Genomic DNA, 21,610 nt, shown 5'->3' with positions numbered 1-21,610 from the left:
ATCTCGAGACGCCGGGCGCTTTTCGCGTCCGGCGTCTCGAGACGAGATTCTGAGCGGGCATGGCGCGAGCAGACTACACAGCCGAGCGCGCCCCTGGCCTGACCGGTTGATTATCCGCTTGGCTACTCGGCCGCCGCCTTGGGCATAGCCTTGACCAGCGCCAGGACCCGCTCGGCCAGCTCTGGCCGGCAGATCAGCACATCGGGCAGGTAGGGGTCTTCGTTGTTGTAGCGGATCGGGGACCCGTCGACGCGGCTGACATGCAGCCCCACCGCCTGGGCGACGGCCACAGGCGCGCAGCTGTCCCACTCATACTGGCCGCCGGTGTGGAGGTAGATGTCGGCCTCGCCGCGCACCACGGCCATGGCCTTGGCCCCGGCCGAGCCCATGGGCAGAAGCTCGGCGCCGACCGCTTCGGCGACAGCCACCGCCTCGGCAGCGGGACGGGTGCGGCTGACCAGCATGCGCGGCGGGCTGTTCGCCGGAGGCAGGGGTAGTGGCTCGCCCGTAGTCAGGGTCAGGTCCAGGCCGGGCAGGGCGACCGCGCCGACCGTCGCCACGCCGTCGATGGCTAGGGCGACATGCACCGCCCAGTCGGTGCGGCCTTCACCATATTCGCGCGTGCCATCGACAGGGTCGATGATCCACACCCGGCTTTGCCCCACGCGCGAGCCGTCGCACTTCATCTCTTCGGAGAGCAGCCCGTCGTCGGGCCGCTGCTCCCGCAGGGCATGCACCAAAAACTGATTGGCGGTCTGGTCCCCGGCCTTGCCCAGCGCTTTCGCGCTGAACAGGCCGGATTCCCGGACTTGAAGCAGGATCTTGCCTGCTGTTTCCGCCAGATGGGCGGCGAGCTCGACGTCGTTCAGGGCGCTGGTCATTTGAGCGGCATGATCTGGCGGATGATGAACTCGGCGGCCTCGGCCGGCGTCATCTCCACGGTGTTGACCCGGATCTGCGGCTGCAGAGGCGGCTCATAGGGGCTGTCGATGCCGGTGAAGTTCTTCAGGTCGCCCGCCCGCGCCTTCTTGTAGAGGCCCTTGGCGTCCCGCGCCTCGGCGACCTCCAGCGGGGTGTCGACGAAGATCTCGACGAACTCGCCCTCGGGCAGCATGGCGCGAACCATGTCGCGTTCGGCCCTGAAGGGGGAGATGAAGGCCGTGAGCACGATCAGGCCAGCGTCGGCCATCAGCTTGGCGATCTCGCCGACCCGGCGGATGTTCTCGATCCGGTCGGCCTCGGTGAACCCCAGGTCCTTGTTGATCCCGTGGCGGACATTGTCGCCGTCGAGCAGGAAGGTGTGGCGGTTCATCAGGGCGAGGCTCTTTTCGACCTCGTTGGCGATGGTCGACTTGCCCGAGCCTGACAGACCCGTGAACCACAGTACCTTGGCCTTCTGGTTCTTCAGGCTGGCATGAGCCTCGCGGCTGATGTCAGTCGCCTGCCAGTGAACGTTCTGGGCGCGGCGCAGGCTGAAGTGCAGCGTACCGGCGGCGACCGTGGCATTGGTGATCTTGTCGATCAGGATGAAGCCGCCCAACGTGTGGTTCTCGGCGTAGGGCTCGAACACGATGGGGCGGTCGGTCGTCAGTTCGGCCACCCCGATCGCGTTAAGCTCCAGCGTCTTGGCCGCCAGGTGCTCCATCGTATTGACGTTGACCTGGTACTTGGGCTGCTGAACGGTCGCCGAGACCAGCTGGGTTCCCAGCTTCAGCCAGTAGGCCCGGCCCACGATCAAGGGCTCGTCATCCATCCACACAAGCGTCGTCTCGAACTGGTCCGACACTTCGGGCGGGGCGTCGGCGGCGGCGATGACGCTGCCGCGCGAGCAGTCGATCTCGTCGTTAAAGGACAGTGTGACCGACTGGCCGGCCACCGCTTCGTCCAGGTCGGCGCCCAGGGTGGTGATGCGGCTGATGGTCGAGGTCTTGCCGCCCGGCAACACGCGGATGGCGTCGCCCGGCTTGACCGTTCCGCTATTGATCTGACCCGAGAAACCTCGGAAATCCAGATTGGGGCGGTTGACCCACTGTACCGCCATGCGCAGCGGCTTGGTCTGGTCGGTCGCGATGCCGACCTCGACGGTCTCGAGATGCTGCATCAGCGTCGGGCCGCTGTACCAGGGCGTGTTTTCGCTGGGGTCGGTGATGTTGTCGCCCTTGAAGCCGGAGATCGGCATAGGCGTGAAGGCGGTGATGCCGATGCTTTTGGCGAAGGCGGTGTAGTCGGCGACGATGGCGTCGTACTTGGCCTGATCGTAGCCGACCAGATCCATCTTGTTGACGGCCAGCACCAGGTTCTTGATGCCGATCAGGTGCGCCAGATACGAGTGGCGACGGGTCTGGGTCAGCACGCCCTTGCGGGCGTCGATCAGGATCACCGCCAGGTCGGCGGTCGAGGCGCCGGTCACCATGTTGCGGGTATATTGCTCATGGCCGGGGGTGTCGGCGACGATGAACTTGCGCTTCTCGGTGCCGAAGAAACGGTAGGCGACATCAATTGTGATGCCTTGCTCGCGCTCGGCGGCGAGACCATCGACCAGCAGGGCGAAGTCGATTTCCTGGCCCTGGGTGCCGACCCTCTTTGAGTCTGCTTCCAGCGCTGCCAGTTGATCCTCGAAGATCATCTTGCTGTCGTAGAGCAGTCGGCCGATCAGGGTCGACTTGCCGTCGTCCACCGACCCGCAGGTGATGAAGCGCAGCATGGTCTTGTGCTGGTGGGCGGCCAGATAGGCGTCGATGTCCTCGGCAATCAGGGCCTCGGTCTGGTAGACGCTGTCCTTTGTATTGAGCGTCGACATCAGAAGTACCCTTCCTGCTTTTTCTTTTCCATGCCGGCGCCGCCGGCATCCTTGTCGATCGCCCGGCCTTGCCGCTCTGACGTGGTGGTCAGCAGGGTTTCCTGGATGATCGCCGACAGGGTCGAGGCTTCGCTCTCGACCGCGCCGGTCAGCGGATAGCAACCCAGGGTGCGGAACCGGATCGAGCGCTCCACTGGAACCTCGCCTGGCCGAAGCGGGAAGCGATCATCGTCGACCATCAGCAGCATGCCGTCGCGCTCCACGGTCGGGCGCTTGGCGGCGAAGTACAGCGGGACGATCGGCACGTCGTTCAACTGGATATATTGCCAGACGTCGAGCTCGGTCCAGTTGCTGATCGGGAAGACGCGGATGCTCTCGCCCTTGCTCTTGCGGGCGTTGTAGAGGTTCCACAGTTCCGGGCGCTGCTTCTTCGGATCCCAGCCGTGGGTCGTGGTGCGGAACGAGAAGATGCGCTCCTTGGCGCGGCTCTTTTCCTCATCGCGCCGCGCGCCGCCGAAGGCCGCGTCGAACCCGTACTTGTCGAGCGCCTGTTTCAGGCCCTCGGTCTTCCACATGTCGGTGTGAAGCGCGCCATGGTCGAACGGATTGATGCCCCGCTCCGCCGCTTCGGGGTTTTGATAGACCAGCAGCTCCATGCCGCTGTCCGTCGCCATCCGGTCGCGGAGTTTGTACATCTCCTTGAACTTCCACGTCGTGTCGATATGGAGCAGCGGGAAGGGCGGCGGCGAGGGATAGAACGCCTTACGCGCCAGATGCAGCATCACGGCCGAGTCCTTGCCGACCGAGTAAAGCATCACCGGCTTCTCGGCCTCGGCGACGACCTCTCGCATTATATGGATCGCCTCGGCTTCGAGCCGTTCCAGATGGGTCAGTGTCTTCATGGGTCAGTTCTCCGCAGGCGGTTCGACCGGAAAGGGCGGCCGCCCGCAATCAATGCTTTCTTGGGGCCGGGATAGACCGGCTATCCGCCAGGCGCCCTGGCTGGCCGCCAGGCGAGTATCCACCTCGGCGATCTCGGCTTTCAACCACATGGTTTGGCTCAGGTTCGAGCCCGGGTTCGCGGCAGCCAAGTGCTCCAGCGCGGCCTTTCGAACCGTCAGGGCGCCGGCGTTTACTGGGTCGGCCGCCAAGGCGATTTCGACCAGGTGAAGCGCCTTCAACGGCTCATTCTGTTCCACCAGCGCCCGAGCGCGGGCGGCTATCGGCGCGGCTCCGCCAGCCAGTTCGACGAGATCCTTGTCTACCGACGAGCGCGGCGAGCCGTAGAGCCCGGTCGTGCCATCCTCAAAGTGGAACCAGCCGGCATTTTCTTCCCAGATGGCCCGCACGACCCATGAGGTCTTGCCGTGGAATTCGCCGATCACGAGGTCGTCCGGCAGAACGATGGTGTCCATCAGCTCATCGACGGTCTTGCCGGCGTTCATGCCCGCGATGGTCTCGCGCTCCAGGTAGGAAACGGCGGCGTGCATAATGTCGAGATCGGCGCGGATCTTGTCGGCGCCGCGGATCGGCTCGCCGTGGCCGGTTATCACCAGCTCCGGTTCGAGCGCGCGGACGGCCTCCACCGATTTTAGATAGGCGCGGACCAGACGCGGCTTGTCGCCCCGGATCGTGACCAGGTTGGGCATAGCGCGCCAGACCGGGCCGAACAGATTGCCGGTGAACACGGTGCGTTCGTCGGGCATCCAGACGAAAACCACGCAAAGCGTTTCGCCGCCCGGCGTCTTGACCACCTCGAACAGGTGACCGCCCTGTTCGAAGCGGTGGACGTCTGCCACTTCCAGATCGGGCATCACCACGGGCGGCACAGGGGGCGGCCCGCTGCGCCGGGTCATCGAGGCCCACAGCTTGCCCGACCGGCGACCGAGGAACGGCGCCAGACGGTCGAAATAGTCGGCCGTCTCGACGAAGCCAGCGCCGGCGATCACCTGGGTTGCGTCTTCCTTCTGCTCGGGAAGGGCGCCGTAGTGGTCGGCATGCGACTGGGTCAGGATGATCCGGCGCAGCGCGCCGGTGCGATGCGGCGCGAACAGCGCCTTGTTGCGCTCGCCGTTGCCGATGAAGCCGGTGTTAACCAGCAGGTCGCCGTCGCTGGTGGTCACCAGATAGGCGTTGGAGATGTCCTTGACCATGAAGATTGTGTCGGTGATCGCCTCGGCCTCGGTCTGGCCCTGTCCCGCCATCACCAGCGCGCCGAGGGGCGTCTTCTTGTCGGTGGCGCTCATGAGCTGGTTTCCGCAAAAGCGATCATCACCTTGGCCGATTGCGGCGTGGCGGCGATGTCGAGACCTTCCAGCACCCGGTCGAACGGCAAGGTGTGGCTGATCAGGGCGGCGATCTTGTCGCGCAGGCGCGGCATGGCGGCGATTACGTCGGGCATTTCAGTGGGATAGCCCACCGCCGTGGTGATCGTCATTTCGGTAGTCAGCATCGGGCCGGCTGGAAGCTCGATGGGCTTCAGATAGGCGGCGGTGATGACGTGGCGCGCGTGGGTCTTGGCCAGCATGACGACGTCATGAAGGATCGAGGGCGCGCCAGCGGCGTCGATATAGGCGTCGGTGCCGGCCTTCTCACGGCCGAACACACGCTCCACGCCATGGATTTCCTTGATCCGGGCGGCCACGTCCTCGTGTCCTGGATTGATCGTGTGAGCGCCCAGGGCGCGGGCGCGCTCAAGACGCTCCTCGGCCAGATCCAGCGCGATCACGTCCTTGCAGCCCCGATCGACGGCCCACATCACCATGCCCAAGCCAATCGGACCGCAGCCGAAGATCACGACCTTGTCGCCGGCCTTGGCCTCGGCGCGGTTGATACCGTGCAGAGCTACCGAGAGCGGCTCGCACATGGCGGCGATGTCGTAGGGGATGCCCTCGGGGATCGGCAGCAGGCTGTCGCCCAGCCGTGCATCCCGCACCAGCAGCTCCTCGGTGAAGGCGCCCTCCGGGCCGCCGCTGCCAATGTAGCTGGGGGTCATCATCGGATTGATTATGACGGCTTGGCCGACCACGACCCCCTCGACCTCGGAGCCGACGATCATGATCTCGCCGGCGCCTTCATGGCCCAGGGCGGTGAGCTTGCCAGGACCCGGAATGCCGCCGTTCTTGATATACGACAGGTCGCTGCCGCAGATGCCGCAGGCCTTCATCTTGACGACGACGTCTCTGGGACCCGGTTCCGGCCGCTGGTAGGCGTCGAGCCGGACATCATTGACGTCGTGGATGTTGAGGAGGTGCATGGTCGTGGCCCCGGTCACATCGGTCGGACCATGTAACCGCCGTCGACCGTGATGGTCTCGCCGGTCACGAACGACGAGGCGTCGCTGGCCAGGAAGGCGCCGATGCCTTCGAAGTCCTCGGGATAGCCCGCCCGGCCGATCGGCGTGCGTTGCGAGAACATGTCGATCACATGCTCGGCGCCGGCCATCATGCCGGTAACGATGAAGCCCGGCGCGATGGTGTTGGCGCGGATCTTGTACTTGCCGAACTCGACCGCCATGCCCCGGATGATCGCGCCCAGCGCGCCCTTGGACGCGGCGTAGTTCTGGCGGCCGGCCAGGCCCTGGAACATCGACAGGCTGCCGCAGCCCACCAGGCTGCCGCCCAGCTCGCCGGCCTCGGCGCGCTTGACCATGGCCCGCGCGCCTTCGCGCAACGTGAAGAAGGTGCCGTGGAGGTTCAGGTTGAGCAGGTCGTGCCATTCCTCGGTCGGCATATCGAGCAGGGAATGCTGCTTGGCCGAGCGACCCGAATTGGCGAACACGCAGTCGAGGCGGCCCATGTCGGCGATCAACTCGGCGTAGCCGGCAATGACCTGTTCCTCGGAGGTGACGTCGACCTGATAGGTGCGGACGCGACCGGCGCCGGCTTTCAATAGATCTTCAGCGGCTTCGGCGTTGCGTTCGGCGTTGCGCGCCCAGATCACGATGTCGCCGCCGACCTTGGCTACGCCACGGGCGAAGCCCAGGCCAATGCCGCTGTTGCCGCCGGTGACCAGCGTGACCTTGCCGGTACAATCGAAAAGACCCTTGGACATCTGTTTCCTCCGTCGCGCCCTTGTTCGCCGGGCCGATCAATATCGGTGAATGTTGAGCAGACCGACGCCGGCCGCAATTGGCCCGACTATCGACAGCAGGCCATTTTACTGCCAGATGGCCAAAGGCGAACGCGCGGGACGTGGCGGGGAGTGAGGCTGGTGAAGTCCGACACCTATACCGAGACTGTCTTCGAGGCGGAGCTGGCCATCCCTCACGGGCACGCGCGCATCATGCGGTTTTCAAATGCCCAACCGACCAACCACATGTTCCGGCGCACGGACCACTATTGGCTCGACCTGTGCCTGACTCCACGTCCGGAGAAGGCGAGGGGCTGCTATTCCGAGCGCTGGGGTCCGCACCGCTTCGAGAGACTGGGCGAGATTTTTCTGGTCCCGCCCGGCGAGGCCTTGCACGTCCGTACGGAGGTTGGCGACAATCAGGCCTCTATCGTCTGCGAGATCCACGAGGAAGCAGTGGATCGGTGGCTGCCTGGCGGCCTTGAATGGACCGACCGGCGTCTGGCGGGCGGGCTGGACATCGTCCACCCCCATATCCGCTCGTGTCTTTCACGGCTGGCCGAGGAAGCGCGGCGCGGAGGCACCGGCAGCGCGGCTCTGGCCGAGCTGGTCGCCAGCCAACTCGCCATCGAGGTCGCGCGCTATTGCGAGGCCATTGCCGAGGGGCCCATCACCGGAGGGCTGGCGTCATGGCGGCTGCATCTCATTGACGAGCGGCTTCACAAGGGAGGAACGCCGCCGACGCTCGAAGAGCTGGCCACCCTTTGCAACCTCTCGGTTCGCCAGCTGACGCGCGGTTTTCGGTCCAGCCGCGGTTGTACCGTTGGAGACCATATCGCCCTGACGCGCATCGAGATGGCCAAGCGCCTGCTGGCGTCAGACGACAGCGTCAAGTCGATCGCCTTCGCGCTCGGCTTCGTGTCCCCCTCAAGCTTCTCCTACGCTTTCGGCCGGGCGATTGGCGTGACGCCGCTTCGTTTCCGCCAGAGGCATTTGCGCACGCTCAGCTGAGGCCTTATGGCCCGGCATCGATAGTTCGTCTGGATGGCGACATGTATCCGCGTTGGCGCGCACCGCCGCGCTCCTCATGATGCCCTCAAAATAGAATGTGGGAGGACGCCATGAGCAAGCCGCTCGTTGCCGATGCGCTGGTCGAACAGGCCATGAAGAAAACTGGTTTCAACCAGTTTGATTCCAATTCCTGGCGCGAAGGGCTCGATGTCCTCCTCGCCGACTATAATTCCAGCGAGCATCCCGAGCCGCTGTTGGAGCGGATGAGCGGCAATCTGGTCCAGATGCTCAGCGACCGGCTTGCGACCACTGACTATCTGGCCCAGCGCCCGGGGCTGCTCGACCGGCCCATCGAGCGTCCGCTGTTCGTATTCGGCATGCCGCGCACAGGCACCACCTTGCTCAGCAATCTGCTGGCCTGCGACCCGGCCCGTCGTTCAGCGTTGACCTGGGAAATCGAAGAGCCCGTGCCCCCGCCGACCACGGCGACGCTCAAGACCGATCCGCGCGCCATCGCCAAGCTGGCTCAGGAAAAGGCAATGCTCGCCGCATATCCGGACATGGGAAAATATTATCGTAATTCAGCAGTTTATCCCAACGAGTGCATGTTCTTCATGATGCATGACTTCAAGGGCTTGGCCTATGAGGCACGGGGCAAGCTGCCAGGTTATCGCGACTGGTTGCTGTCGACCGACATGAGCTCGACCTACAAGTATCACAAGCGCTTCCTGCAACTGCTCCAGGCCGATGCGCCCGGTAACTGGAACCTCAAGATGCCCAGCCACGCCCTGTGGCTGGAAACCCTGCTTTCGATCTATCCCGACGCGCGGCTGGTGTGGGCGCACCGCGATCCTTTCACCGCCACCAGCTCGTTCTGCAGCATCCTGTCGATGGCCCACCGGGGCTACGCCGGCAAGATCGACTACGAATGGCTGGGGGAAGATTGCCCCTATCAGGCGCAACTGCACCTGGACCGGATCATGGACACCCGCGAGAAGCTCGGCCACGACCGGATCGTCGACATCCACTATGCCGACATCACCCGCGATCCGATGAGCGCGATCCGCAAGCTATATGCGGATCTGGGCGACACGCTAACGGCCGAGGCCGAGGCGGCGATGCTGGCCTGGCTGGCCGACAATCCCCAGGGCAAGTTCGGCAAGCACGAATACGCCCTGGAGCAGTACGGCCTGTCGGTGGAAAAGCTGACGCCGCGCTTCGAGCGCTATCTCTCGCAGTACGACATCGTTCGGGAGGGCTAGGCCGTGAGCACCGGCCGCCACTACCAGAACGCGTATGTGACGCGGGACGTCGACAAGGCTGTCGCCGGGTTCAGGCAATATGCTGACCTTCGAGCCCTTATGGAGTTTGAGGTTCCGGTCCAGATCTGGACGCCTCAGGGCGAGGGCAGGGGTGTGCAAAAGCTCGCCTTCGCTTGGGTCGGTGATCTGAATTACGAGCTGATCGAGCCCAAGGAAGGCGATGTTCTCGCCCTCTATCGGGACGCCCTGCCGGCGGATGACAGCCTGACCTTCCATCACGTCTGCCACGTCGTGGACGACTTTGACGCCCTGATGGCCCGGGTCGAGACCCAGCCTTTCCCCATCGTGCTGAAGGGTGGCACGCCGTGCATGCTGGAGTTCGTGTACGTCGATACCCGTTCGTGGCTGGGCCACTACACCGAATATGTGTGGATGGTCCCCGAGCGCTGGGCCGCGATGGGCGGACGGTGAGTTTCGACGACCGATCTAACGATGGATCGGGTCCGCCCGCCGCCGAGACAGCCTAGATCTTATCGAAACCCAAGGAGAAGGCACATGTTGACCACCGCCCGGTACGGCGTTCGCGATCTGGCGCGAGCGCGAACCTTCTACGATCCGATCGCCCAACTGCTGGGCGCGGTTCTCGCCTATGACCGGCCCGATATGGCCGCCTATAAGGGCGCGGAAGGCGGCATGTTCCTGATCGGGAAACCGTTCGAGGGCGAGGCCTCGGTGGGCAATGGCAGCCAGATGGGTTTCGCCGCGCCGAGCCGAGCGCTTGTCGACGCGGTCTACGCCAAGGCCATCGAGCTGGGCGGCAAGTGCGGAGGCGCGCCGGGCGTCCGCGGCCCCGATCCCAACGGCTTCTACGGCGCCTATTTCCGCGATCTGGACGGCAACAAGCTGGTGGTTTTCCGCATGGGGCCGGCCTGACGCTCTCGGCGGCGGCCTTTGTGAGCCGCCGCCATCCACCGGGCCTCAATCGCCGGGGCGATATACGCGCCTGAAGGCTTGGCTGATCCTACCCATGAGTAGGCGCCGTGCGCGTTACGCAGCAATGTAATTCCAAGAGAAGCTTTCGGCGTCGGGTCAGCAGACACGAACCGGGACAGATCGGCGCGCGGGCAATCGCCTGAACGTTGGCCTCAAAGCCTTGAAAAATAATAATATATGCGCTTAGGGGAGTGAAAAATGAAGGCTCTTTCCGGCCGAACCATGACTTCGGTTTTCGCGCTTACCGCCATGCTGGGCATCGCGCCCGGCGTCGCGATGGCCCAGGCGGCCGACACTCGGACTGCGGTGAATGAAGTCATCGTGACAGCGCAGCGTCGCGACGAACGCGCCCGCGACGTTCCGATCTCCATAACGACCGTCAGCGCCTCGCAGCTGGAGGCGGCCCATGTGGAGCAGCTGTCGGACATCCCGCGCCTGACCCCCGCCCTGCGCTTCGACAGCGCGGGCAGTTTCTCCCAGCCGACCATTCGCGGTGTCGGCACCGCGGTTACGACCTCGGGTGGCGGACCCAATGTCGGCATCTATGTGGATGGCTTTTACGTCGCCAACCCGGAGTCGACCGCGTTCGATCTGACCAAGGTCAAAAGCATTCAGGTGCTGAAGGGGCCGCAGGGCACGCTGTTTGGCCGCAACACGACAGGCGGCGCCATCCTGGTGACGACGGCCGATCCTAGCACCACGACCGCAGGCGAGCTCAAGGCCAGCTATGGCCGTTTCAACGCCCAGAACTATCAGGGCTACGCCACCGTCGGTCTGACGGATCGGATCGCGTTCGACGTGGAAGGCCAGCTTCGCAAAGGCGACGGCTATTTCCGCAATGTCATCAATGACGACAAGAAGGTCGGCGCCTACGAGAACTGGTCGATCCGCGCGGGTCTCAAGGCCGAGGTCTCGGACGACGTTTCCGTTCTGCTGCGCTACGGCCACTCAGAAGCCGACGATCCCACGCTGTTGCTCGCCAACGCCTATGTTGATCGCGACGGTAGCTCCGGCATGCTCTCGCGCGTGCCGACGGCTGCCTATGGCTCCAACAGCACCGCCAACCGCCAGCTCGTCTATTTCTACGCGCCGCCTTCGACCTATGCGACCAAGCCCGGCGAGGTCGCGATCGACCCACCGGCTCCGGTTGGCTTCACCAACACATCCGACACTTTCCAGGGTACTGTCAGGGCCGATCTCGGCTTCGCCAATCTGACCTCTTACACCCAGTACCGCACGGACTCCGCCGTCAATCTCCAGGATCTGGATGCGACCGCGATCAATCTTTTCAATATCTATATCGGCATCGAGAACCGGACGGTCACGCAAGAGCTTCTGCTGACATCGAAGCCCGGCCCGGCGCTGCAGTGGACCTCCGGCCTCTACTATTTCAAGAACCGCGACACCTACATCATCAGCGCGGCCTTCGGCCCCCCGCCGTATTTTACCTTCGGCGGATCGAGCACGACGACCTACTCCTATGCGGGCTTCCTCGATCTGACCTACGAGATTTCGCCGAAACTGTTCGTCACGGCGGGCGGGCGCTACGGCCATGACGAAGTCAAGGACGCCTATTTCAACATCCCGATCGCCCAATCCAGAGTGCAGGTTCCGGACTTCAAGACCAACCGGTTCACGCCGCGGGTCGTGGTTCGCTACAAGCCTTCGGACACGTCGAGCGTCTATGCTTCCTACAGCCGAAGCTACAAAGCGGGGATCCTCAATGTCGGCGGCCAGTCGCTGGTTCCGATCAAGCCCGAAGACATCGACGCCCTGGAAACCGGCTACAAGTACGACGGCGAGCGCCTGTCGTTCGATCTCTCCGGCTACTATTATTTCTACCGAAACCTGCAGGTTTCGAGCTTCCAGAGCGGAGCGGCGGTCATCACCAACGCCGCCCAATCGCGCATCTACGGCCTCGAAGGATCGGCGCGCTACAAGGTTTCGGACGCACTCGATATCAATGTCGGCTGGGCCTATACCCATGCGCGCTATCGCTCGTTCGAGCAGGCTCCGTACTACAGCTATTGCGACCCAACCGGCGCCATCATCGCCCTGGCCTGCGGCGCGATCGGACCGGGATCGCTCACCCAGACAGTGAACGATTCGAGCGGTTACCAGATGCAACGAGCACCCGATTTCACGGGGAATCTGGGCGTGAAATACTCCACGCCGGTTGCCGACGGTAAGCTGACCTTATCGAGCAATCTCTACTACACATCGAAGTTCTATTTCGATTCATCCAAGCAGTTCGAACAGAGTGGCTATGAAGTTCTAACGCTGCGAGCACAGTGGGTGGACCCGTCCGACTGTTATTCGGTCGCAGTGTTTGGCAACAATGTCACAGACAAGCGCCACCGCGCCCAGGTGCTTTCCAACACTTTGGGCATAGGAGCGGTTTGGAACTCGCCGACGACCTGGGGTGTGTCGGTGGGGGCAAAATTCTGATGCGACCCAATGCGCCCAAAGGCTGCCAGCGCAGCGCTGGAGCGCTTCGAGCCATCGGTCTAGCAAGCGGCGCGCGGCGCGCAATCGCAGCGGCGATATCTGCCGCGGCTCGGACAAGCAGGCCTTTGCTTACGTGACGTCAGACGTGAGGATGGCGGAAATAATGCCTGCGGGCGCAGCATTGCATAAGCGATGTCGCCTGACGGGTCCAGAAGGGGAGGACACACCGTGAAGTCAATCTACGCCAATGCCTTGAGGGGCGTGAGTCTACTGGCGCTGATGGCGCCGCTGGTCCCGATGTCGGCGTTGGCGCAAACCGCCCCTGCCGCCGAGGAAGCGCCAGTCGCCAGCCTGACCGAGATCATCGTCACGGCCCGCCGCCGCGACGAAAGCATCCAGGACGTTCCGGCCGTCGTAAACGCCGTGACCGCCGACACCGTCCAGAAGCTGAACATTCGCGAGTTCACCGAAGTCCAGACCTTGGTCCCCGGCCTGACGCTGAGCAGCAACGCCAACGGCACCGGCGGCAACGCCCAGGTTCGCGGCGTCAATTTCGACATCAACGCCAGCGGCAACAACCCCACCGTCGAATTCTATCTGAACGATGCGCCGATCACCGCCGGTGTCGTGCTGCAGCAGATGTATGACGTGGGTCAGATCGAAGTTCTGCGCGGACCGCAAGGCACCCTGCGCGGCCGCGCCTCGCCTTCGGGCTCGATCACAGTCACGACCAAGAAACCTGACCTTTACCGTTACGGCGGCAATGCCAGTCTCACCGGCAGCGATATCGGGACGACCAACCTCAACGCCGCCGTCAACATCCCGCTCATCGAAGGCATCGCGGCGATTCGCGTCGCCGGCCTCTTTGATGAGAACGAAGCCAACCGCGTGCGCTCGCTCGGCAATAAGCTCGAGCCCAGGAGCAAGACCCAGAGCAGCCGTTTCAGCGCGCTGGTGACTCCGGCGGAATGGCTTCGCCTGGAGGGCATGTATCAGCGCATTGACCGCGACCTGAGGAACTTCAATCAGGTCGAGTCTTTCAATGTCGTCAACGCAACCGCGCCCGCCAGCCCGACCCTGATCCGCGCCGACGACCAGCGCTCGTTCCAGACGAACCCGCGGATCATCACTCAGAAATACAACATCTATAACTGGCGCGCAGAAATCTCGATCTCGGGACAACAGCTGATCTATCAGGGCCAAAACTACACGCAGGCTATCCGCTCGGACGAGAGCCAGGATCCGGCCAACCTTTTCCCGACCACCAACACCTATCAGTATACGGCGTCCAACATTGAATCGACGTCGCACGAAATCCGGCTGCAGAACCAGGAACGTGTGCTCGACATGTTCGACTACGCGATCGGTTACTTCGACAACAAGAACCTCACGCCGACGACGCTGAACCGGCCGACGGTCGTGCGTTTGCCGCTGGCGTTTGGCGGCGGCGTCGCCCAGGTGGTTCAAACCAAGATCGGCCGCGGTGGTAGCTCGCGCGAAAAGGCCTTCTTCGGTAATCTGACCGCACACTTCGGCGACAACACGCACGTTTCGGGTGGTCTGCGACACATCGACTACAGCGACGTGGGCGAACTCCTGGTTGGCGGCGTGCTGACGGCGCGCGACACTCACGCCGACAAGAAGTGGATCTATACCGCCTCGGTCCAGCACTCGCTGTCGCGCGATGTGATGATCTACGCCAACACCGGGTCGTCCTACCGTCCGGGTATAAGCGCGGTCGGTAACTTCAGCCTCGCGCAGTCGGCTCGGGAGAAGTCGTTCCTCAACCTTCCGTCGGAAACGTCCAAGTCCTATGAAGCGGGTCTCAAGACAACGCTTCTGGACGGTCGCGCGCGGTTTAACGTCAGCGGCTACCACCAGAAGTTCGCCAACTATCCTTATCGCGCTCCCAACGGCGTCTATTACGTCAACACCGTCTCCAACGGCGCGGGCGGCACGGCCCAACAGGTGGCGGAGTTCAACTTCGTCGCGGCCGTACCGGTCACGGTCTATGGTGTGGAAGGCGAAGTCGCCCTTGAAGTCACTCCGCAGTGGAACGTTGGCCTTGTCGCCAGCTATTCCCACGGCCGGATCAAGAACGGCACCGTCCCCTGCAACGACCTGAACAGCGATGGAAAGCCGGACTCCGTCACGTCGGCGCCTTCGCTGACGCAGCTGCAAGCCGCGGTTGGCGCCAACAACGTGGGAAGCTGCGAGCTGTCGCAGAACTCGTCGTTCCAGGCGCCGTTCAGCGCGACCGTTCAGTCCGAGTACCGCCTGCCGATCTCCGACAAGCTCGAAGGCTATGCTCGCGGTCTGTATAATTACAGCGCCGAGTCCAAGGGCGATCCGACCAGCCAGTTCGACGACGTCGACGCCTATGGCCTGCTCAACATCTTCGCCGGTATTCGTGACGCCGACGGTAAGTGGGACCTGTCTTTCTACGGCAAGAACGTGCTCGATGAGAACAAGGTCCTGACCCGTGGCAACCCGTTGTCGACCACGTACCAACAACTGCCGGGCGCGATCATTGGTGGCGTTCCTACCATCACCGGTCGCCCCTCCGCCGTGACGACGACGAGCACCTATACGGGCATCACTACGACGACGCCTCGTGAGTTCGGCGTCAATCTCCGGGTGGCCTTCGGTTCGCGCTAGAGCATTTTCCGATAAGTGTGAAACGGTTATCGGATCGAGAAATGCTCTAAACTGCTGATTTAGAGCCCTTTTCGCACGACCCTGATGAAGCCATCAGGTCGGAAAGGGCTCTAGGGGACGCTTTTTATTTTCAAAGCAGGCATGAATATCCAGGCAGCGGGTGGCTACCAGCCATCCGCTGCTTTGGTTTCAATCCGAAACACTTGCGTTATCGGGTCCTTGAATAGAAGTGTATGTCCCTGACCGTTGGCTACTTTTCGAGTAACGAGGACATCGCATGACGAAGGTCCGGACGCGCCGCCCCCGTGATCCTGTCGGCACGCGTGAAGTGATCCTGACAGCGGCTCGCGCGCTCCTGGCCAAGGATGGGCTTGAAGGGATCAGTGTTTCGGCGGTCGCAAACCTGGCGGGCATCAATCGTGGCACGGCCTACCAGCATTTCCAGACGCGCGACGATCTGGTGCTGGCGACGACGAAGTCGGTCTCGGACCAACTGTTTCATGCCGCCTTTGGCGATCACGAAACCGCAAAGCGCCGTCGCGTCGAAGAAGTCGATGTCATGCGGTTGACGACCACGCTCTCGGATTTCGCGGTCGACAATCCCGTACTGTGTCGCATCTGGTTCTTGCAGTTGCTCGCCTCGGACGAGCCTGCACAGGACCCGTTCTGGCGAGAATATTCCGGTTCGTTCCGCCGCTTCGCCCAGACCGACATGGCCAAGCCCGGTATTGATAGCGAGGTCTTTTCGCTCATGTTGCTGGCGGGCAATTTCCTGTGGCCGGTATGGGCCAAGTCGCATGAAAAGAGCGAAGATGAACGACGCGCGCTAGCCCGTCGTTTCGCGAGGGAAAGTGTCCGACTTTCGCTTTACGGAACCATGCGGGAGGAAAAGTTTCCCGAGATCGTCGCCGAATTTCCCGCCCCTCAACCAGGCGGTCAGGGAAAGGATCGTCCTATCCGCGCCGCGTAGCGGGGGGGCGATGAATCGCTCGCCGTCCATGATTTTGGGTGACCGGGGCAGGCGATAATAGGAAGTGTCGAACCTGAGAATTTGCAACTTTGGCCCTCCAGCCAGGGCAAGGCGCCGCGCCTCGCAAGGAGGTCGTGGCCATGCAAGACCCGAGGTGAAGCACGATGTTTTCAGCCATTTTGATCGACAAGACCGAGGCGGGCCAAACGGTGGCCGTGTCGCAGGTCGACGAGAGCCAACTGCCCGAGGGCGATGTCACGATCGACGTCGCTTTCTCGACCCTCAACTACAAGGACGGCCTTGCCATCACGGGCCGCTCGCCGGTCGTGCGCAAGTTCCCGATGGCGCCGGGCATCGACCTCGCCGGCACGGTGCGTGAGTCGCAACACCCCGACTGGAAGGCTGGCGACAAGGTTGTTCTGAACGGCTGGGGCGTGGGTGAAACCCATTGGGGTGGTCTTGCTCAGGTTGCTCGTCTGAAGGGCGACTGGCTTGTGCCGCTGCCCTCGGCCTTCTCGTCCAAACAGGCGATGGCCATCGGTACGGCCGGCTACACTGCCGCGCTCTGTGTCGAGGCGCTGATCAAGGCTGGCGTTTCGCCGGAGCAGGGCGAAGTGTTGGTGACGGGCGCAACCGGTGGCGTCGGCAGCGTTGCGGTGGCGCTTCTGAAGAAGGCGGGCTTCACCGTCGTGGGCTCTACTGGCAAGGCGTCGGAGGCCGACTATCTGAAGCAGTTGGGCGCTGACTCGATCATCGACCGCAACGAACTCTCCACGCCCGGCAAGCCGCTGCAGAAGGAGCGTTGGGCCGGCGTTGTCGACTCGGTCGGCAGCGCGACCCTGGCCAATGCCTGCGCCCAGACCCGCTATGGCGGTGCTGTGGCGGCGTGTGGCCTGGCCCAGGGCGCAGACTTCCCCGCAACCGTCATGCCCTTCATCCTGCGCGGCGTTCGCCTGCTGGGCGTCGATAGCGTGATGGCGCCCAAGGCCTCGCGCCTCGTCGCGTGGGAGCGCCTGGCGCGCGACCTCGATCCGTCGTTGCTGGATGTGATCGCGACAGAAATCGGCCTTGGCGAGGCCATCGCCACCGCCGCCGACCTGCTCGACGGCAAGGTGCGCGGCCGCGTCCTCGTCGATGTGAACCGCTAAGAGAGGCTGAGAAAATGTCTGATACTGAAACTCAGGTCACTATGGACCTCTCGGACGTCGAGCCCCGCGTTGGCATCCTGATCGGCGGCGGTCAGATCCGCGATCCGCTGGCCCCGAGCGACCTGCGTCGCTGGGTGATGGCGATGGACTATCCCAACCCGATCCATTGGGACCCGACCTTCGCCGTCAACACCAAGTTCGGCGGCCTTGTCGCGCCGCAATCGATCGCGGTCGCCATGGACTACGGCCACGGCTGCGCGCCGGCTTGCGTCGGTTACATCAAGGACTCCCACCTCATCTTCGGTGGCGAGGAATGGTGGTACTACGGCTCGCGTATCCGGCCGGGCGACCACCTGACCCAGGAGCGTCGCTTCCACGATTACAAGGTCGCCGACACCAAGTTCGCCGGCCCCACCATGTTCGCGCGCGGCGACACGATGCACTACAAGCAAGACGGCTCGCTGGTCGCCAAATCGCGTTCGACCGCCATTCGCTACCTCAAGGAAGAGGCCGAAAAGCGCGGCATGTACGATTCGATGATCGGCGAGCTGAAGGGCTGGTCGGCGGACGAAATGGCCGTCGTCGACAAGATCCGCTTCGACTGGCTGATGTCCAACCGAGAGGGCGTCTCGCCACGCTATGAAGAAGTCCAGGTCGGCGACAAGCTGACGCGCCGCGTGATTGGCCCGCACACCAAGGCCAGCTTCGCGACGGAGTATCGCGCCTTCCTGTTCAACATCTGGGGCAGTTTCGAGTGGGTCGCGCCGGAGGGCGTCAAGGATCCCTGGGTCTATCAGGATCCTGGCTGGGCCGAAGGCTTCGGGTTCGACGAGGAAGGCGCGTTCATCGATCCGCGCAAACGTGATGGCCTGTACCTCGGCCCGTCCCGTGGTCACGTCGACGACCAGAAGGCTGGCGAGGTCGGCATGAGCCGGTCCTACGGCTACGGTGCCACCATGCAGGCTTGGGCGACCGACTATCTGGCCTTCTGGGCCGGACACGAAGGCTTTGTCCGCTGGATCAAGTCCGACTTCCGCGGTCCTTCCTTCGAGGGCGACGTCACCTATTTCGACGCTGAAGTGGTCGAGAAGCGGGACGTTACTGAATGGGGCATGCCCCTGGTGCGCGTGGTGCTGACCCTCGCCAACCAGGACGGCATGGTGCTGGTGAAGTCGACCGCCGACGTCGAGCTGCCGCTTAAATAAGCGGCGAAGGCAGGTAACACATGACCGATCGGCCGCTTTCGATCATCTCGGGTCCTCCTCTTTCCGAAGAGGAGGGCCTGGGCGCTCTGACGTTGGGGGGCTGGCTCCGCGATGTCACCGAGCGCTTTGGCCCGCGCGAGGCGCTGGTCCTGCACGAGGCCGGCGGCGCGATCCGCTGGACCTATGACGATCTGTGGGATCAGGCGAATGCGGTCGCACGGTCGCTGCTGGCCTGTGGCGCAGGCAAGGGGACGCGCGTCGGCGTGTTGATGACCAACCGGCCAGAGTTTCTCTCAGCCGTGTTCGGCGCCGCATTGGCGGGCTGCGTGGCCACCACGCTCAGCACCTTTTCGACGGCCGCTGAACTGGAGCATCTGCTTCAATCCGCGGGCTGCTCGGTCCTGCTGCTGGAGCGTCATGTCCTGAAGAAGGACTTTGCCGAGATGGTGACGGCGCTCGAGCCGTCCATCGCCTCGGCCGAGCCCGGCGGCCTTGCCGCGCCGAAATTTCCGTTCCTGCGCCACATCGCGGCGGTCGGGGGCGGCGAGGGAGCGATCGAGGATTGGCAAACATTCCTGGCGCGCGGCCAGGCGGTGTCCCATGACCTCGTGACCGCAACGGCGGCAGCCGTGACTCCGGCCGATCATGGCGTGCTGTTCTTCTCGTCAGGATCGACCGCCAAGCCCAAGGGCATTCTGAGTGCACACCGTGGCGTGACGCTCCAGCTGTGGCGTTGGAGGCGCTATTACGCTGCCGGCGACGATGTGCGGATCTGGTCGGCCAATGGCTTCTTCTGGTCTGGCAATTTCGGCATGGCGATCGGCGGCGCCCTGTCGGGCGGCGGCGCCCTTGTCCTCCAGCCCACGTTCCAGGCCGAGGAAGCGCTGGCGCTGATGCAGGCGGAAAAGGCGACCATGGCCGTCGCATGGCCTCACCAATGGGCCCAGCTAGAGGCGGCGTCGAACTGGAACGACGTCGATCTGTCCGCGCTCAAATATGTCGACGCCAGGACGCCGCTGGGCCGTCACCCGACGGTCAAGACCACCTGGCGCGAGCCGATGGCGGCCTACGGCAATACCGAGACCTTCACGATCAGTGCGATCTATCCGTCGGGCACCTCGGACAAGGAGATCGCGGGCAGCAGCGGCAAGCCTCAGCCGGGCGGCGTGTTCAAGATTGTCGATCCGCTGACCGGCGTGATCGTGCCGATGGGCGAGCGCGGCGAGATCGCCGTCAAGGGCCCAACACTGATGCTGGGCTATATCGGCACGCCGCTCGACGAGACACTGGACGCCGAAGGGTTCTTCCGCACGGGTGACGGTGGTTATGTCGATCAAGCCGGGCGTCTGTACTGGGAAGGTCGTCTCAACGACATCATCAAGACGGGCGGCGCCAATGTCTCGCCCATTGAGATCGACACGATCCTGAAGCAGTGCCCGGGGGTCAAGGTGACCCAGACCGTCGGCGTGCCTCACGATACGCTGGGCGAGTTGGTTGTTGCCTGTATCGTTCCGCACGCCGGGGCGACTCTGGATGAGGAACGCGTGCGCGCCTTCGCGAAGGAAGAACTGGCCAGCTACAAGGTGCCGCGCCGGGTTCTGTTCTTCACTGAAGAGGAAGTGCAACTGACCGGCAGCGCCAAGATCAAGACCGCCGACCTGAAGGCGTCGGTCGTGAAGCGGCTGGAGCTCGAGGCGTGACGGCGCTGGCCGACCATGTCCTGGCCATTCAGAACCTGAAGGCGCGCTATTGCGCCGTCGCCGACAGCGCGGCAAGCGATCCCGATGGCGCATTGAGGGCCTTCGGTTCGGTCTTTCTGCCGGATGTTGCAGCCGACTACGGCTTCGAGCCGACGGTCGGCGCCGAGGCGCTCGGCCGGTTTCTCTGCACGGCGATCGCGGGCAACTCCGAATGGGTCCTGCACATGATCCATACCCCGATGATCGAGATCGCTGGCGAAACGGCCACCGGCGACTGGACCGTGATGGCCCACCTCAAGCGCCGTGAAACTGGAGAGGTGGATCTCGTCAGGGGGCGCTATTCCGACGAGTTTCGCCTGACGCCCGAAGGCTGGCGGATCGCGCGCGTCACCTTCACGCGGCTGACCTAGCCAGCAAGGATCCAGAGCATGACCAAGCGTTTTTCAGGCAAGTCCGTACTGGTGACGGGCTCTGCTGGCGGGCTGGGCCGCGCCTATGCCCTGGCCTTCGCTCGCGAGGGCGCGCACCTGATCCTGGCCGACCTCAACGAGGCCGGGCTGGCCGAGAGCAAGCGTTTGGTCGAAGAGGTCGGCGGCAGCGCATCGACCCATCGTCTCGACGTGGCGATGGAGGCCGAGATCGAGGCTTTCGGCCGAGAGATCCTGGCTACGCACGAGCGGCTCGATGTGCTGATCAACAACGCTGGTCTGCATGCGGGTGAAATCTCGCGCGGCTTCTTCGGGCTGGGCCAGGCCAAGTGGCAGCATTTCTTCGCGGTCAACACCATCGGGCCGATGTTGCTGGCCGAGGCGCTGCGTCCAGCGCTCGCCAAGGCCAAGGGACTGATCATCAACAAGTCCTCTATGGCCAGCTACAACCCGGCGACCGCCTATGGGATCACCAAGGCGTCGCTCAACGTCTTCACGCACGCCATGGCGATGCAGTTCGGCGTCGACGAGATCCGCTGCGTCGGGATCGCGCCAGGTCTGATGCAGACCGAAGCGGCGCGCGGCGGCGTGGCGGACGACAACTGGGAGCGTCTCAAGGGCATGCAGTCGGTCAAGCGTCAGGGCACGGCCGAGGACATCGCCAATCTTGGTGTTTTCCTCGCCTCCGAAGAAGGCAGCTTCATCAACAATCAGGTCATCCTCTGCGACGGCGGCAATCAGATGCGCGGTTTCCGGATATGACCTCCGCGCCGGATTTCGCCGACTGGCTGGCCGTTGCTGCGCATTCCACGGCATCGTGGGCGCGTATTCCACGGCATCATGGGCACGATTTCCACGCGATGGTGGGCACGGATTCCACGGCATCGTGGGCGCCCCTGCTGAGGGGATGATGGAG

Annotated in this window: 18 protein-coding genes; 12 read left to right on the top strand and 6 right to left on the bottom strand. The window is 63.6% G+C overall.

Annotated elements, in window-relative coordinates; genetic code table 11:
* Positions 1-122: 122 nt before the first annotated feature.
* From ACP69S_RS19360 to ACP69S_RS19335, 6 genes are read right to left on the bottom strand one after another with little or no spacing between them, the layout of a single operon-like run.
* Complete coding sequence (locus tag ACP69S_RS19360) at positions 123-881, bottom strand: 3'(2'),5'-bisphosphate nucleotidase CysQ (RefSeq protein WP_426000033.1); 759 nt, start codon at positions 879-881, stop codon at positions 123-125.
* Positions 878-2,800, bottom strand: a complete 1,923-nt coding sequence (cysN, locus tag ACP69S_RS19355; protein WP_426000031.1) for a sulfate adenylyltransferase subunit CysN — start codon at positions 2,798-2,800, stop codon at positions 878-880. The genes ACP69S_RS19360 and cysN overlap by 4 nt, the downstream gene beginning before the upstream one ends.
* Entirely contained in the window at positions 2,800-3,702 is a 903-nt protein-coding gene (cysD, locus tag ACP69S_RS19350) for a sulfate adenylyltransferase subunit CysD (protein WP_426000029.1), read from the bottom strand. Before cysD ends, cysN begins: the two co-directional genes overlap by 1 nt.
* A gap of 3 nt (positions 3,703-3,705) precedes the next feature.
* Positions 3,706-5,046 (bottom strand): alkyl sulfatase dimerization domain-containing protein, encoded by a 1,341-nt coding sequence (locus tag ACP69S_RS19345; protein WP_426000027.1) that lies wholly within the window; start codon positions 5,044-5,046, stop codon positions 3,706-3,708.
* Complete coding sequence (locus ACP69S_RS19340) at positions 5,043-6,056, bottom strand: zinc-dependent alcohol dehydrogenase (protein ID WP_426000026.1); 1,014 nt, start codon at positions 6,054-6,056, stop codon at positions 5,043-5,045. Before ACP69S_RS19340 ends, ACP69S_RS19345 begins: the two co-directional genes overlap by 4 nt.
* A 14-nt stretch (positions 6,057-6,070) precedes the next feature.
* Positions 6,071-6,853: an SDR family NAD(P)-dependent oxidoreductase gene (locus tag ACP69S_RS19335; RefSeq protein ID WP_426000024.1), complete on the bottom strand. Its 783-nt coding sequence runs from the start codon at positions 6,851-6,853 to the stop codon at positions 6,071-6,073.
* 159 nt (positions 6,854-7,012) lie between these two features.
* Between ACP69S_RS19335 and ACP69S_RS19330 the strand changes: the two genes are divergently transcribed.
* The 12 genes from ACP69S_RS19330 to ACP69S_RS19275 all read left to right on the top strand — a co-directional run bounded on the left by ACP69S_RS19330 (position 7,013) and on the right by ACP69S_RS19275 (position 21,456).
* Positions 7,013-7,882: a helix-turn-helix transcriptional regulator gene (locus ACP69S_RS19330; protein ID WP_426000022.1), complete on the top strand. Its 870-nt coding sequence runs from the start codon at positions 7,013-7,015 to the stop codon at positions 7,880-7,882.
* Positions 7,883-7,992: 110 nt separating this feature from the next.
* Positions 7,993-9,144: a sulfotransferase family protein gene (locus ACP69S_RS19325; protein ID WP_426000020.1), complete on the top strand. Its 1,152-nt coding sequence runs from the start codon at positions 7,993-7,995 to the stop codon at positions 9,142-9,144.
* Between the two features lie 3 nt (positions 9,145-9,147).
* Entirely contained in the window at positions 9,148-9,615 is a 468-nt protein-coding gene (locus ACP69S_RS19320; RefSeq protein WP_426000018.1) for a VOC family protein, read from the top strand.
* A gap of 84 nt (positions 9,616-9,699) precedes the next feature.
* The gene (locus ACP69S_RS19315; RefSeq protein WP_426000016.1) at positions 9,700-10,077 is read left to right on the top strand and encodes a VOC family protein; all 378 of its coding nucleotides are present in this window, start codon (positions 9,700-9,702) and stop codon (positions 10,075-10,077) included.
* 258 nt (positions 10,078-10,335) lie between these two features.
* Positions 10,336-12,585: a TonB-dependent receptor gene (locus tag ACP69S_RS19310; RefSeq protein ID WP_426000014.1), complete on the top strand. Its 2,250-nt coding sequence runs from the start codon at positions 10,336-10,338 to the stop codon at positions 12,583-12,585.
* 228 nt (positions 12,586-12,813) lie between these two features.
* Positions 12,814-15,243: a TonB-dependent receptor gene (locus tag ACP69S_RS19305; RefSeq protein WP_426000013.1), complete on the top strand. Its 2,430-nt coding sequence runs from the start codon at positions 12,814-12,816 to the stop codon at positions 15,241-15,243.
* 277 nt (positions 15,244-15,520) lie between these two features.
* A complete protein-coding gene (locus ACP69S_RS19300) occupies positions 15,521-16,213 on the top strand; it encodes a TetR/AcrR family transcriptional regulator (protein ID WP_426000012.1) in 693 nt (230 codons plus the stop codon).
* Positions 16,214-16,377: 164 nt separating this feature from the next.
* A complete protein-coding gene (locus ACP69S_RS19295) occupies positions 16,378-17,361 on the top strand; it encodes an MDR family oxidoreductase (protein ID WP_426000010.1) in 984 nt (327 codons plus the stop codon).
* Between the two features lie 14 nt (positions 17,362-17,375).
* Positions 17,376-18,566 carry an FAS1-like dehydratase domain-containing protein gene (locus ACP69S_RS19290; protein WP_426000008.1) on the top strand — a complete coding sequence of 397 codons (1,191 nt, stop codon included), beginning with the start codon at positions 17,376-17,378 and terminating at the stop codon, positions 18,564-18,566.
* 20 nt (positions 18,567-18,586) lie between these two features.
* Positions 18,587-20,266, top strand: a complete 1,680-nt coding sequence (locus ACP69S_RS19285; protein WP_426000007.1) for a class I adenylate-forming enzyme family protein — start codon at positions 18,587-18,589, stop codon at positions 20,264-20,266.
* Complete coding sequence (locus ACP69S_RS19280; protein WP_426000005.1) at positions 20,263-20,676, top strand: nuclear transport factor 2 family protein; 414 nt, start codon at positions 20,263-20,265, stop codon at positions 20,674-20,676. The genes ACP69S_RS19285 and ACP69S_RS19280 overlap by 4 nt, the downstream gene beginning before the upstream one ends.
* An 18-nt stretch (positions 20,677-20,694) precedes the next feature.
* Positions 20,695-21,456: an SDR family NAD(P)-dependent oxidoreductase gene (locus ACP69S_RS19275; protein ID WP_426000003.1), complete on the top strand. Its 762-nt coding sequence runs from the start codon at positions 20,695-20,697 to the stop codon at positions 21,454-21,456.
* Positions 21,457-21,610 lie beyond the last annotated feature (154 nt).

This window comes from Caulobacter sp. DWR1-3-2b1 (assembly GCF_049895765.1).
Taxonomy (GTDB): Bacteria; Pseudomonadota; Alphaproteobacteria; order Caulobacterales; family Caulobacteraceae; genus Caulobacter.
The sequence above is the reverse complement of the archived record's forward strand: the minus strand, read 5'-3'. Positions and strand labels throughout refer to the sequence as shown.